General features: G+C 67.8%; 10 protein-coding genes. 6 read left to right on the top strand and 4 right to left on the bottom strand.

What is annotated here, in order from left to right:
• Window positions 1-240: 240 nt before the first annotated feature.
• Together ACFLIM_RS49240 and ACFLIM_RS49235 are read left to right on the top strand one after the other, a co-directional pair.
• Window positions 241-690, top strand: a complete 450-nt coding sequence (locus tag ACFLIM_RS49240) for a carboxymuconolactone decarboxylase family protein (RefSeq protein WP_138720058.1) — start codon at window positions 241-243, stop codon at window positions 688-690.
• Window positions 691-818: 128 nt separating this feature from the next.
• Window positions 819-1466, top strand: coding sequence for a YdeI/OmpD-associated family protein (locus ACFLIM_RS49235; RefSeq protein ID WP_393177678.1), 648 nt, complete (start codon window positions 819-821; stop codon window positions 1464-1466).
• Between the two features lie 197 nt (window positions 1467-1663).
• Here the strand turns inward: ACFLIM_RS49235 and ACFLIM_RS49230 are convergent, their stop codons facing one another.
• A complete protein-coding gene (locus tag ACFLIM_RS49230) occupies window positions 1664-2542 on the bottom strand; it encodes a Tn3 family transposase (RefSeq protein WP_393177676.1) in 879 nt (292 codons plus the stop codon).
• 118 nt (window positions 2543-2660) lie between these two features.
• A complete protein-coding gene (locus ACFLIM_RS49225) occupies window positions 2661-3233 on the bottom strand; it encodes a hypothetical protein (RefSeq protein WP_393177674.1) in 573 nt (190 codons plus the stop codon).
• 87 nt (window positions 3234-3320) lie between these two features.
• Here ACFLIM_RS49225 and ACFLIM_RS49220 point away from each other — a divergent pair, with 87 nt between their 5' ends.
• Entirely contained in the window at window positions 3321-3950 is a 630-nt protein-coding gene (locus tag ACFLIM_RS49220; RefSeq protein ID WP_393177672.1) for a hypothetical protein, read from the top strand.
• 154 nt (window positions 3951-4104) lie between these two features.
• Here the strand turns inward: ACFLIM_RS49220 and ACFLIM_RS49215 are convergent, their stop codons facing one another.
• Complete coding sequence (locus tag ACFLIM_RS49215; RefSeq protein WP_393177670.1) at window positions 4105-5289, bottom strand: M14 family zinc carboxypeptidase; 1185 nt, start codon at window positions 5287-5289, stop codon at window positions 4105-4107.
• Between the two features lie 728 nt (window positions 5290-6017).
• Between ACFLIM_RS49215 and ACFLIM_RS49210 the strand changes: the two genes are divergently transcribed.
• The 3 genes from ACFLIM_RS49210 (at window position 6018) to ACFLIM_RS49200 (ending at window position 11965) form a co-directional block, all read left to right on the top strand.
• Complete coding sequence (locus ACFLIM_RS49210) at window positions 6018-7049, top strand: M14 family zinc carboxypeptidase (RefSeq protein WP_393177668.1); 1032 nt, start codon at window positions 6018-6020, stop codon at window positions 7047-7049.
• Window positions 7046-8254, top strand: coding sequence for a M14 family zinc carboxypeptidase (locus ACFLIM_RS49205; protein WP_393177666.1), 1209 nt, complete (start codon window positions 7046-7048; stop codon window positions 8252-8254). The genes ACFLIM_RS49210 and ACFLIM_RS49205 overlap by 4 nt, the downstream gene beginning before the upstream one ends.
• A gap of 264 nt (window positions 8255-8518) precedes the next feature.
• A complete protein-coding gene (locus ACFLIM_RS49200) occupies window positions 8519-11965 on the top strand; it encodes a phosphodiester glycosidase family protein (protein WP_393177665.1) in 3447 nt (1148 codons plus the stop codon).
• 387 nt (window positions 11966-12352) lie between these two features.
• On the opposite strand, the gene ACFLIM_RS49195 is transcribed toward ACFLIM_RS49200, so the two are convergent.
• On the bottom strand, window positions 12353-13282 hold the full coding sequence (locus ACFLIM_RS49195) for a DUF4158 domain-containing protein (RefSeq protein ID WP_393177663.1): 930 nt from the start codon (window positions 13280-13282) through the stop codon (window positions 12353-12355).
• Window positions 13283-13738: the final 456 nt, after the last annotated feature.

The raw sequence follows: 13738 nt of genomic DNA, 5'->3' as shown, positions 1-13738 counted from the left end.
CAAGGTCACCGTGGAACCGAACCAGAGCACCTGACTCATATCGCACCCCATAAGCCCGACCATGATCACCAGGTCGAGGTTCGCTGCCGCCTGCCCAGTGACCGACCGATCTTCGAGTCAGTACCGGCATGACCGAGAACTCCTCGGCCGAAAAGTCCATTACGACGACGATGACCTCCGCCAAGGTGCGTTAGATGACGGGCCCGGATGGGCGCACGTAACCGACGAGGGGCAGGACCCATGGAAGCACGCATGAAGAGCGTGGCGAATCCCGACGTGATCACAGCGATCCAGCATCTCCACAAGGCGATTCACGCCGGTGGCGTCGACCCGCTCGTGCTCGAGCTGGTCCATCTGCGGGCCAGCCAGATCAACGGCTGCAGCCCGTGTGTGTTCGCCGGCGTCCAGTCGGCGAAGAAGCATGGAGAGACCGAGGAACGGCTGCACAACGTGGTCACCTGGCGCGAGACCCCGTTCTTCACCGAGGAGGAGCGGGCAGCGCTCGCGCTGACCGAGGCCGCCACCCGGATCCAGGACGGCGCGCCGGGCGTGACCGACGAGATCTGGGACGGTGCTGCCACCCACTTCGACGAGAACCAGATGTCCGCGATCATCCTGAACATCGCAATCACCAACTTCTTCAACCGGATCAACCACACGATCCGGGAGCAGGCTGGCAAGACCTGGTGAAGGCGGGCGGGCGTCATCCGTCCAGAGGCCGCGGTGGCGACGTGGCGAAGGACGTGATCGGCCAGCTCCACCGCTGACCGATCCAGCGCCACTTTCGGCAGGCCCCCGTCCTGGGCTCCCACCTTCGGGTGACCGCCGACAACCATCCCTTTGATGATCATCAGGGGCACATGACGATGAGCGACGAACTACTGGAACTGACCGTTACCGATGCCCGAGCCTGGCGGGAGTGGCTCAGCAGGCACCACGACAGCTCGGCAGGGGTGTGGCTGGTCCTCGCCAAGCAGAACACGACCCGGCCCACCAGCCTGACCTATGACCAGGCGCTCGACGAAGCCCTGTGCTACGGCTGGATCGATGGTCGGCTACGACGGCGGGATGAGATCACCTTCTGCCGGCGCTTCACCCCTCGCGGAAGGCAAAGTCCCTGGTCAGCGCGGAACGTTTCCATCGTCACCCGTCTGATCAGCGAGGGCCGGATGCATCCGGCCGGAATGACCGAGGTCGAACGCGCCAAGGCCGACGGCCGCTGGGACACGGCCTACGCGGGACAAGCCGGCATCGAGGTACCAGCCGACCTGGCCGCCGCATTGGCCGCGAAACCCCAGGCACAAGCGATGTTCGACATCCTCACCTCCCAAAACCGCTACGCCATTCTCTATCGAATCGCGAACGCCAAACGCGCCGAGACTCGAGCCCGCCGTATCACCCAGTTCGTTGACATGCTCGCCCGCGGCGAGGCGATCCACCCACAAAAGCGCGCCCTCGGCAGTTGAATGCGGGCCCACTCCTGTCCGCGCCTCGCTCCTCCAAGCCCACGCACATGGCGGCTCGGCGTTCGGCCAGACCCGGAACCTTACCCAGCCCCCCAAGAAAACCCGTCATGGGCGCAGGCTGGCTCAACAGCGGCCGGGCGCAAGGTGCCCCATTCCTTCAGCGCGGCCGCCAGGGTGTTCTGCCGGGAGGCGGCCGATCATTTGCCGACCACCAGCGACGCGGTCGCCTGCCCGTACTTGAGCGATCCGGCCATGCGCAGCAGGTCGGGCCAGCAGTCGGCGACCAGCGCTTCGTTCCAGCGGGCGCCCAGCAGCGGGCCGGCGTGCGGGTGCTTCTTGGCGATCTCGGTGGGGGTGTCGTCCTGTATCAGGGTGATCTTCCCCAGGTCCCGGATCCGTGGCGACAGTAGCTTCCCCACCAGGTCGAACAGGGCGAAGTTGATGAGCGTGGTTCCGTGGGTGTCGGTCGCGTGCTCGTCGATGGGGAGGTCGGTGGCGTTTCCCAGCAGCTCATCGAGTACGAACTGGGCTTCGCGCTGGGTCGGGATGAGGATCTTGGTGCCGTAGGTGGAGTGCTGGTCGGACACGTGGGTGTAGGTGGACAGCACCTTCCCGCCGTGGATGGGCATCTGTCGGGCGGTGGTCGACTTGCCGCGCACCGGGAAGCGCTGCCCGTCGGAGGAGCACATGGTGCCGCCGCCGAACACTCCTGCCAGCTCCAGACCGTGATGGTGGTTGACGATGCAGGTGTTGGCCTCCCGCAGCGTGTCCTCACGCACGTACCACTCGGCGGTCCAGGCCAGCACGTCGTAGGGGACGCCGCACGCCTCCGACATGCGCACCAGCCCCAGGTTGGTGGCCATCGCGATCAACACGGCCAGAATGTTGCGTTTCAGCTCGGCGGACTTGGCCTGTTTACGGCCCCCGGCGTGGGTGAAGCAGTCTCGGAAGCCCGTGCGTACGTCCAGCTCGATCAGCAACGAGGCGATCGGCGCGAACGGCAGCATCCCGGCCAGCTCGTCCTTCAGCTCCCCGGCCTCGGCAGGGACGTCCTCGGCCGTGAGCTTGGGGATCACCAAATTGTCATCACCGTCCAACCGGACCGCGCCGGTGTCGTCCGGCGCCGCGCCGGCCAGGGTCTTCTCCAGCTCCGCCAGCGCGGTGTGCAGCTCCTCCTTACCTTGGGCGATCGCGTCACCGGCGTCGGCGGGATTGCCGACCAGCGTGCAGAACGCGGCCTGCCTGGGCTGCTACTGCTGCGGCGTGTACAGGTAGGTCGACGGGTCGGCGTACCGGCGCGATCCCGACACGAAGATGTCCCCGGACCGGAGCCCGTCCCGCAGGCCCAAGATCACGCACAGCTCCCAGTAGTGGCGGAATGAGGTGTCGTCCCCGGTCTTGCGGGCCTTGTCCAGGTAGGGGGGTGGGCTGGTGGGGCCGGTTGACGAGCGGGTCGGCCAGCGGGGAGTAGGGCTGCACCTGGCCCAGCACCCGCAGCTCGGGCGCTTCGGCGATCAGGGCCTTGACCAGTTGGCCCCCGTCGCGGGTGTCGGTGAAGCGGCGTTTCCCGATGCCGTCCAGATAGACCAGGAAGGCGTCCGGAGGACGGTCGGGGTCCGCGCCTCGGGCGTAGGGCATGCCGTGCGGGAGCTCGGTGGTGGGAGTACGCCAACCGGCCGTGTAGGCCATCACCTCGTAGCGGGCGAGCAGTGCCTCGGCGAGCAGGACCGGGCCGAGCACCAGGACAAGGAGCGGGAATTCCATCACGCGATCAGCTCCCGTGTCCCGGTGCCACTGATCTTCACGACCAGACGCCGGACAGCGTCGACGGCGACAGCCTGCCCGACTCCGGCGATGGCCACGCAGGCCGCGGCGGCCGTATGGGAATGGCTTCGCCACCACATCGGGCTCTTGCTGTTCCTGCACAACGTCATGCAGATCTTCGTCGCCGCCGACCGCCGCTACCGTCCCCTGTACAACCGCGCCGTGGGTGCCCAGATCGCCAAGCAGCTGCGGTTGGCCGGTTACCAGCCCGACAGCGGCGTACCCGTGGTGCTGCTCAGCTACAGCGGCGGCGCCCAGGTCGCCACCGGCGCGGTCGAAGAACTGCACACCCAGCTGCGTGCCCCGCTCCTGCTGATCACTCTCGGTGGGTTCCACAACGGTGCCAACGATCTCACGCACGCCCATCACCTGTACCAGCTCACCAGCGACAGCGACGTGATAGAGCGGCTCGGCACCTGGATCTTCCCTCAACGATGGCGGCTGTTCCGCCGCAGTGCATGGAACCACGCCCTCCGCGCCGGAAAGATCACTGCACATGGGCTCGACCCCGCCACCCACATGGGGCAGCGCAGCTACATCAGCCCGGAGGCGCAGTTGCCCGATGGACGCAGCCACCTCGACCGCACCGCCGACGCTGTGGTCGCACTCATCCGGGGGCACCGCGGCGCGACCGCTGGGACACATGATCGGATGCCATGAGGCTCGGCCCTGGTGCGGCGTAGGTTGGCGCCGCACCCTGGGCCCACCGGCGACCCACTGGGCCGAGACTTCCGACGGACAGCGTGCGTGAACATCGCGCCGCAGAACGCTGCGTCCTGCGGCCGCGTGGTGTCGCACCGGACGAGTGACCGACTCAGTCGGCGGTGGTGTCCCAGCCGTAGTCGGGCAGGTCGAAGAAGTCGTCACCGTCCAGAGTGTCGGCGCTGCCGATGGCCAGTCCGTTCATCAGTGACTCGACCCCGGCTCGCACCGAGTTGACGAACATGCCCTTGTGGTTCTGGCCCAGATCGTCCTGCTGGCCGCGTACTTCGAACAGGACGGTGCCGGTGCCGTTCAGGGCGAACGCCGATCGGCCCTGGCCGGCGTACTCTCGGGTGTCCGGGTGGAAGTAGCGGCCGACGGCAGCGAGGGGCGACTGCGCGCCGTACTTTTCGATCAGCCCGTTGTAGACCGAAAGCGCGTAACGGCGTGACTTGTCCTGATCCAGCGCCGGCCATTCCGCCTTGTAGGCGGCGCCGTCCTGTACGCCGAGGGGCGGGTAGTCCAGTGAGAAGGTGATGAGGTCGCCGTCCTGGGGTCCGCCGGTCAGGCGATCGCACGGTCCCATGTGGTGCAGGTCGATGTAGGCGTCCACGGCGCCCTTCTCCTGGCGCAGGCCGACGTACACATCGCGGATCGCGCGCGACTCCGGAGCCAGGAAGAATCCCGCGTCGGTGTCCTCGCCGGGCAGATCCGCGGCCCGCGGCACGTAGTCGAGATCGGGGTTGAAGTCCCGGTTGAGGTCGTAGCCCGGGAGGTCGATGCCGTCACCGCGCACGCTGTGGTACCAGGCCGCGGGAGCGCCTTGCAGCTGCGGGAACTCGACCACCGTGTCGGCCCACGACAACACGTTGATGCGCCGGTTGAGCTCGCCGCCGTCGGGGTTGACCATCGGCATCGCGACCAGCGTGATGTCCTCGAGCAGCTGCCTCGTACGCGCGTCGCCGCCGCTGCCGAGGTCCTTGAGGATCGCCAGCAGTGCCTCGGTCCCGGTGCGCTCGTTGCCGTGGATCGCCGACGTCACCATCAGGACACGGTCACCGGTCCCGACGCGGGCCGCCCACAGCGGCCGGCCTTGTGAGGAGTGGCCCACGACCTCCACGTCGACGCGTCCACCGCTGGTTCGCTCTATCTGCGCCAGCGCGTCGGCGACCTGCTCGTGGCTGGACCAGCCGGACCAGGAGGGGTCCTCTTGGGTCCTGCAGTTTCCCGGTCCTTCCGCGTCCAGCGCGCTCGCGGGCGGGATGGTGACGATCGACGCGGTCAAAGCCATCGCCATTGTGGCGGCCATCATGCTCGTCCGGCCGCTGAAGAATCTCGGTGACGGGCTTCCCATGTTCCCTTCGGCTTTTCCTGGAAACCATTTGCGCAGCTGCACTACTGCTCCTCGCATAGATCAGCCAGGCCCGCCAAGGGATAGCGAAACCCCTGACGGAAAAGTCATCAGTGACGTTTCCATGGTGATCCGCCCAGAACAAGACTGGAATGCTGTCAGTTTCCTGAGTGTTCGTCGCCGCGTGGAGCGTTCATAAAGGTATGTCCGAATTATCGTTATGGTCAGGACCGTTATCGTCGTTTGCCGAGCTCATGGGCGTCGCAGCGTGGGGGGAGCGGAGGTCGGCCACGGGGGAGACGGCGTCTTTGATCTGTGCTGACGTCCCTGGGCCCCGGTGAAAAATGACGGTATGGCCCTATTTGGACACTGAGTGTGACACTTGTCATGCTCGGTTAGGTTTGTTACAAGAGTCATGTTGACCCGCGCCGGTCGCGTTGTTGCAAGTACGAAGGAAGGACGATTTATTCTGCGTCGCCTTGCCGGGGTGCCCCGACGCCCACGGCACCGGCGCGAGGACCAGGCAGTGTTCGTTCGCTAATCCTTCCCCGCCCTCCGTGAGGGCGATTTCCAGTTGGCGCGTCGCGCCGGAATTTCGTGACCTCAAGTGGTGGTGGAGTGCGCCCTGAAACAGTTTTCGCCTCCGCAGACGTACACCGATAAGGAGACTGCTCTTGTTCACAAAACCAGTTGTTCTGGCCATCGTCTTGGGCCTCACGATCTGGGGGACGGCCGCCACGGCGTCCGCTGATCGCACCACGCCGGGAGGTCCCTGGGTCCAGGACGCGCAGCAGGTCTCTCTCCAGCGCCTGCATACCTACGACGAGCTCACCGCCGCGCTGCAACAACTGGAGCAGCGCTCCAAGGGCGCGGTCGACGTGGAGTCGATCGGGAAGACGCACGAGGGCCGCGACATCTGGTCCGCGACGGTGGGCACCGGACCGACCAAGGTTCTCTACATCACGCAGCAGCACGGCAACGAGCCGCTGGGCACGGAGGCGGCCCTGCAACTCCTGCAGCGAATCGGCGCGTCGCAGGCCAAGTGGGCGGCTGACGTGCTCGACGACGTGACGCTTCGGGTCGTCGTACGCGCGAACCCTGACGGCACCGAACGGTTCCAGCGGCAGAACGTCGACCCGGACTGCTCTGGCCCCTTCTGCGCGCCCGGGGTGGGATTCGACATCAACCGCTACCACGACCCCGCGATGTCCCCCGAGGCCAATCCGGTGCCGGAGTCGGCCGCGATCCAGCGGATGGTGCGCTCGTGGCGGCCGGACATCACCGTGGACTACCACCACCAGGGCAGCTACCGCCAGCCCGACGGGTCCCTGGCGACCGCGTCGATCCTGTGGCCCACCAACGCCGGGGTGGCACCACAGGTCCTCGCCGACAGCAAGCGGGTCGCGGGCCTGGTGTACACCTCGCTGCAGCAGTACGGCTTCGCCAACGTCAGCCTCTACCCCGGCGACTCCCTCCCGGGCATCGCGCGCAACTCCTTCGGCCTGCAGGGCAGCGCGAGCCTGCTGGTCGAGCTGCGCGGTGACCTCGGCCAGAAGTCCGGCGGCTACCTGATCCGCACCGCCTACGCCTCCATGGCCGCGCTGCTCCAGGCCGCCGCGGACGGCAGCCTCGCCGCCGTCGACCCGGCGGTCGCCGACACCATTCCGGACCGCGGCGAGCCGATCGACCAGGACGGCGAAGAGTGACGAAGAATCGAATCACGTACGGCGTCGTGGCTCCGAAGCTGGCCAGCGTGAGCCTGGCAGTGGCGGCCCTGGTGGGCGCGTCCCTGCCGTTCGCGCCGCCCGCCGCCGCCCAGCCCGCGAACGCGCACTGCGGCACCTCCACCGGGGACACCGGCGCATCCGCGTGGACCAGCCACGCCGAGCTGCGCGAAGAGCTCCAGAGGCTCGAGTCGCAGCGCGCCGACGTCCTCGACGTGACACAGATCGGCGCGTCGAACCGCGGACGTGAGATCTGGGCCGCGCGCACCGGCACCGGCCCCAAGGTCGTGCTGATCACCAGCGAGATCCACGGCAACGAGAAGACCGGCACCGAGGCCGTGCTCTCCCTGCTGCGTGACCTGACCGTCGACACGCCGGCGGCCAAGCGCCTGCGCTCGCTGGTCACCCTGGTCGCCGTGCCCAAGATGAACCCGGACGGCGCAGAGCTCGACCGGCGTGGCAACGACCGCACCTGGGCCGAGGTCGTCGCGGACTTCCCGCAACTGGCGGGAGCGCAGCCGGCGTGGAACTACTACACCCAGCCGCGGACGGGAGACGACTACGCGACGCGCCCGGGCTTCGACGTCAACCGGGACTACCACCCGGACCTGAACTACGTGCCGCGAGCTGAGGACTTCCCCGGCTCCTCGTCCGAGCCGGGCTGGTACGTCCATCCGGAGTCCCGGGCCGTCAGGGACCTGTACAAGTCGCTGAAGGCAGAGTTCGGCGCCGTCGACACCTACCTCGACCTGCACCATCAGGGCCCCTGCGACCTCGATGAAAGCGGCGAGAACCAGGTGACCATGTCGTTGTCGGGCAAGTTCGTCGACGTGGAGAACCACCAGGAGTACAACCGCGGCTACCGGCTCGACTACTCCAAGCAGCTCACCCTGGCGGCGTACGACGCCCTGTCGCTCCGCGGGCAGTCGCCGTTCGGATCGTTGACCCTCTACCCGCAGGACATCGACCTGCCCGGTACCGGGCTCGGCTCGTTCGCGCTCAACGGCTCCGGCACCGTGCTGTTCGAGGTGCGAGGACAGACCCAGACCTGGGGCGCCAAACAGCGCGGGCAACTGGTTCAGACGGTCGCGAACGGACTCGACGCCATCATCGAGGCCGTGGGCACCGGTGCGGTGAACCAGATCGATCCCGTCCGGTACGACGACATACCGGAGACCCAGGACTAGGCGTGTAGCGAAGGGCGCCGCGTGGACAAGGTGGCCGCGCAAGCCGGCCTGGTGGGCCGCGGCCATCTCCAGCGACGCCCATACCGACGCCTCTTCCGCCAGGGTTCATCGCATGCTCGTGGTGGCGTCATCGGCGCTTCTCGGACGATCTCTTGAATCATGTGCTGCCCTTGATCGAACTGGGCACAGGCGGGGGCGTTGCCTCCGCGTCTTCTTTGTTGACCCGAGGTTCCAATGAAATTGATGGTCTTGAACCATCGGCATATGACGCCACTGATGGTGGCGCTCGCCGCGGCGACCACGCTGGCGGTCTCACCTGCCGCCGCGTACGCGGACGGCAGCCAGCCTGCGCCGGTCACCGGCGGAATTCCCTTGATCGACACGACCGAGAAGATCGGTCCGGGGATCAACCTGCAGCACATGAAGGCGCTCGACCAGAAGGGCTGGTACGACGCCCACTTCTTGACAGTGGACCTGTCCAACAGCGCGGTCGGCACAGACCTGCTGACCGCCGGACCGGTCGCGTTCGGCGGACCGCTCAGCGTGGCCGCCAACAAGGCCGGCGCCGTCGCGGGCGTCAATGGCGAGTTCTTCGACATCGGCAACTCCAACGCGGCGCTCGGTGGCGAGGTCCAGAACGGGCAGCTCATCAAGAGCGCCGACATCGGCGGTCGCCAGCACGTCGGTGTCAGCAACGACGGCATCGCCCAGCTCGTGGACCTCACGGTCAAGGCGACCGCGAACTTCGCGGGCGCGGACCACGCGGTCCTGTCGATCAATGCCGCGAACGGCGGCGGGGTCCCCGCGGACGGCCTGATCGCGTTCACGTCCGCGTGGGGCGACTACAGCCGCAACCGCGGCCTGGGGGGCGTGGGCAACGACCAGATCGCCGAGGTGCTGGTCGAGAACGGCTCGGTCGTGTCGGTCACGCCGAACGGTCCCGCGGGCTCGGGGGCGATCCCGGACGACGGCTTCGTACTCGTCGGGCGCGGCGCCGCGGCGACCGCCATCCGCGCGCTGCAGCCCGGCAACCCGGTGACGCTCAGCTACGAGCTCGCCGACAACGTCGCCAAGACGATGAAGTTCGCGCTCGGCCACGGCGGCACCACTGTCTCCGGCGGCCAGGTCGTCGGCGGCCTCGACACCTCGATCGCCCCGCGTACCGCGCTCGGCTTCAAGGACGGCGGCCGCACGCTCGTGCTCGCCACGTGGGACGGCCCGGGCGGCACCGGCAAGGGCGGCGTCGGGATCGACAAGGAGGCGCGCGACCTCGTCGCGATGGGCGTGGAGACCGCGGTCAACCTCGACGGCGGCGGCTCGACCACGATGGTCGCCCGCGCGCTCGGCGAGAATGACGCGACCGTCCGCAACCTCCCGTCCGACGGCCACGAGCGCAACGACCCGAACGGCGTGGGGGTGTTCGTCGCGAAGGGCGACGGCAAGCTGCACGAGCTCCTCGTCAAGCTCGCGCCGGGTGCGGCGTCGGCCGACGGCGGCGTGAAGGTCTTCCCTGGGCTGCACCGTACGCTCGTCGCGGAGGGCGTCGACGACCACCAGACGCCGGTGGAGGTCGACCCGAAGTCCGTACGGTGGTCCGCTCGGGGAGCGTCCGTCAGCGGCGGCACGATCGAGGCCCCGGCCAAGGAACATGGCTCCGTCAAGGTCGAGGCGCGGGTGGGTCACGAGAAGGCGCACGAGGAGGTCACCGTCCTCAACCCGGTCAACAGCGTCGAGTTGTCGTCCCAGCGCCTGTCGATCGCCGACGCGACGCCCGCCAACGCGGTCACCGTCTCCGTGACGGGTCGTGACGACCAGGGCTACACGGCCCCGATCGACCCGCAGGACCTCTCACTCGACTACGACCACAACGTCGTCGACATCCAGCCCGTGGACGGCAAGCTGAAGATCACCCCGCTCACCGCCGCGGGCACGGTCCTCACGGTCTCGGTCGGCGGCAAGTCGGTCCAGCTCCCGATCACGGTCGGCGTTCAGACCACGACGGTCTACGACTTCGACGACGACGTGCTCGCCCACTGGCGCAACAACAGCACCGCGGCCACGACGTTCTCGGTGGACCCCGACGGTCTGAAGATCGACTTCAACGCGATGCGCAACGTGGGCATCGTGGCGGCATCGGCGGCCCGGCGCATCCAGGTGCCCGGCCAGCCGCTGCGCGTGAGGGTGCGGATCAAGTCGAGCATCAGCGTGCCGAACGGCCTGACCTACCTGGCCTACTACGACGCGACCGGTAAGAGCACCGGCGTCTACGGCACCGCCCTGGCCGCGAGCGCCGACTGGCAGGACGCGACCTTCACGCTGCCGGCGAACGCGGCGTTCCCGATCTCGATCTCGGGCTTCCAGGGCATCAACACGAGCGTCGCCCAGCAGAAGGCGGGCACGTTCGTTCTGGACCGCATCGAGGCCGACGTCCCGACGTCGATCGACCTGCCTGCCCAGCCCGACCTGCAGCCCGACTCGCTCATCTCCGACAACGGCTCGCTGATCGAAGGCCACGACACGTGGCAGTTCGCCACACTGTCGGACGTGCAGTTCACGGCCGACAACCCGGCGCTGACCCAGGTCGCGACGGCCGCCATCAAGCGGATCCGCCAGACCAAGCCCGACCTGATCGTCCTCAACGGTGACGTCACCGACCGCGGCCTGCCGCAGGACCTCGCGCTTGCCCGCCAGGTGCTCACCGACGCCGGGTGCGACCTCATCCCGGTCGGCCAGGAGCCGTCGGAGAACAGCACGCCGGACCCGAAGGCCGGCTCGATCCCGTGCTACTACGTGCCGGGCAACCACGAGTCCTACGGCCTCAACAACACCCAGTCCGACCTGACGAACTTCATCAACGAGTTCGGCCGGCCGTACCGGACGTTCGACCACAAGGGCACGCGGTTCATCCTGCTCGCCAGCTCGATCGGGTCGCTGCGCGGGACGGCGTGGGACCAGCTCCCGATGGTGCAGCAAGCGCTTGCCGACGCCAAGAAGGACCGGTCGGTGGACAACGTCATGGTGTTCGCCCACCACCCGGTGGACGACCCCGCCGAGGCGAAGTCCAGTCAGCTCGGCGACCGCGACGAGGTCGCGCTCATCGAGAACCTGCTCACGGACTTCCGTGACTCCTCGGGCAAGGGCGCCGCGATGGTCGGATCCCACGCCCAGATCGCCAACGTCCACCGCCTCGAGGGCGTCCCGTACATGGTGTTGCCGTCGTCGGGCAAGGACCCGTACGGCACGCCGGACCGCGGCGGTTTCACCGGGTGGGTCGACTGGTCTGTGGACCCGCGGCGGAACGCGGACCAGCAGTGGCTCGAGGCCGAGGTGCGCGCCTTCGCGCAGTCCATCACGCTCAACACCCCGGACTCGCTTGAAGTGAGTGAGACGGCGCAGGTCTCGGGCAGCATCGTGCAGCCGGAGGGCGTGTCGACGGGCACGCGTGTGGTGCCGCTGCGGTACCCGATGTCGGTCGACTGGAGCGGCTCGTCCAACCTGGCGATCGGCAGCGGCAAGGCCGCCATCGACGCGGCCCGCCACAAGGGCAAGGTCGCGATCCTCGACCCGCAGACCCGGACGCTCACCGCGCTGAATCGTGGCTCGGTGACCGTATCGGTGACGAACGAGTCGATGCGCGCCTACACCGACGACAGCTCGCTCGCGCCGATCACGACCTCGAAGACCATCCAGGTCGTACGCGGCAGAAAGTGACCGTCACCAACACCGGCACGCAGCCGCCGCGGATCGGCCGCTGGGCGGTCTGACGCGAAGCGGCGAGGGCGAGCACGTACGTGCTCGCCCTCAGCTCGTTACGGGTCATGAACCACCAGTAGCCCGGGGTGAACGGGCACGCCGCGTCACCGGTGCGCCCGGTCGGACAGAGTCGGACGTTTGGTATCGGACCCATGGGTCCGCTATCATCCTCAACCGGACCCCCGAGTCCGATTTAGCGCCCTCTATCGGCGTACCTGGCCGGAACGAATGAGGTCGGCGCGTCCGCAGGCACCTTCCGGCCGCCGCCGGCGTTCAGCTTCTTCAAGATGGCCACCGCGGCCATCAGATCGGCGGTGCCTGGGCCGCCCTGGAAATCGATCGTCGCTAGCACGTTCGGGGTGAACTGCCGCAGGTAGGAATAAGAGGCGTGCATTGCCGACAGGTGGCCGTGGTCCTGGGGAGCGGCCGCCACTCGCCCGCCACCGTCTCCCGTAGCCTGCTCATCCCGATCCGCTCCCGCAGCAGGCCACTGACCTGTTCGTCGGGAATCGACGGGTCGGCCAGCACCGGAAGGATCACATCCATCAGCAGCTGGCGGGTCTCACCCTTCTTCGCCCACTCGACCAGCGCCTCATCGGTCTTGGTCTTGGCCCGCGACTCCCGCGCCGACACCGCCTGGTCGAACAACGCGACGACCTCATCCAGCAGGTCCACCGCCGACTGCGCCGCCACCGCCAACAGGATCGGATACCGACGCTCTGGATCGCGGCGCTCCAGCGCCTGGTTGGTGGACCGGCGGCCCACCGTCGCCAGGAACCGGCGCCGCTCCGTCGGCAACGCCGACAAATCCAGCAGATGCGCGTCCATGCCGCGCAGCCACTCCAGCTTCTCGATGGTCGCCTTCACCGACTTGGCCGTCGCCTCCACCGCCGGGGTCGTCAGCCAGGCCAGCGGTGTCATGCCCCGCCCGACATCCACCGCCAGCATCCGATCCAGATCGCTACAGACCTGCTCGGTCAACAGATCGGCCACCGTCTCATGGGTGAGGTCGGTGGCCGCCTTACGCGCCGTCCCGACCATCTCCATGAGGGTGACCACACCCGGCCGGATCACTTTCGCCGCGATCAGGTACTCACGCGCCAGGTTGAACAACAGCGTCGGCGAGTCGTGCTCCATCGCCCGGTCCAGTAGGAACTGCTCCAGCTCCTTGAACGCCGCGCTGCCCGGCGAGGCATGCACCCATCCCAGATACTTCACGACCGACCGCAGGTGATCGGTTGACGGGGTATCAAGTGCGAAAGTGCCGCAAGCCACAGGCGGTCAGCTGGTTCGTACCGCACCCGCGGGACCTGTCGGCGTAGGACCGCGTTCTGATGGCGTAGGACCAGCAGTTCCGCCTCCTTGGAGACGCTCCTCCGTAGCAGCAGCGCGGGCAACGACAGCAGGCGTCGGGTGACGGCGTACACGGTGGACAAGATCACGAAATATGATCCCAGGTGGCCCGAACCCGCCGCTCGGCGCCCTCACCTCGTCTGTCCCACGGGACGAAAGCCTCTACCCTGGAAGCGATTCGAGTTCTTGAGCCCCACACGGTACGGGGGCGCACGCTGGTGCGCCCCCGTCAACTGTCACCTCACCTTAGTGGCGGTCACCGCGCTACCGCCGGCGGTTGCTCACGACGGTGAACGAGGCCTCGGCGACCTTGCTGCCGACCGTGACGCTCACGGTCTTGTCGCCGGCCTTCGTCTTGGACGGCACGGTCAGGGTCTT

It is taken from the genome of Nonomuraea marmarensis, assembly GCF_043197025.1.
Taxonomy (GTDB): domain Bacteria; phylum Actinomycetota; class Actinomycetes; order Streptosporangiales; family Streptosporangiaceae; genus Nonomuraea; species Nonomuraea marmarensis.
The sequence above is the reverse complement of the archived record's forward strand: the minus strand, read 5'-3'. Positions and strand labels throughout refer to the sequence as shown.

Coding starts and splice junctions, on each gene's coding strand:
- ACFLIM_RS49240 (WP_138720058.1), top strand. CDS start 241: ATGGAAGCACGCATGAAGAGCGTGGCGAATCCCGACGTGATCACAGCG.
- ACFLIM_RS49220 (WP_393177672.1), top strand. CDS start 3,321: ATGGCCACGCAGGCCGCGGCGGCCGTATGGGAATGGCTTCGCCACCAC.
- ACFLIM_RS49215 (WP_393177670.1), bottom strand. CDS start 5,289: ATGGCGATGGCTTTGACCGCGTCGATCGTCACCATCCCGCCCGCGAGC.
- ACFLIM_RS49200 (WP_393177665.1), top strand. CDS start 8,519: ATGACGCCACTGATGGTGGCGCTCGCCGCGGCGACCACGCTGGCGGTC.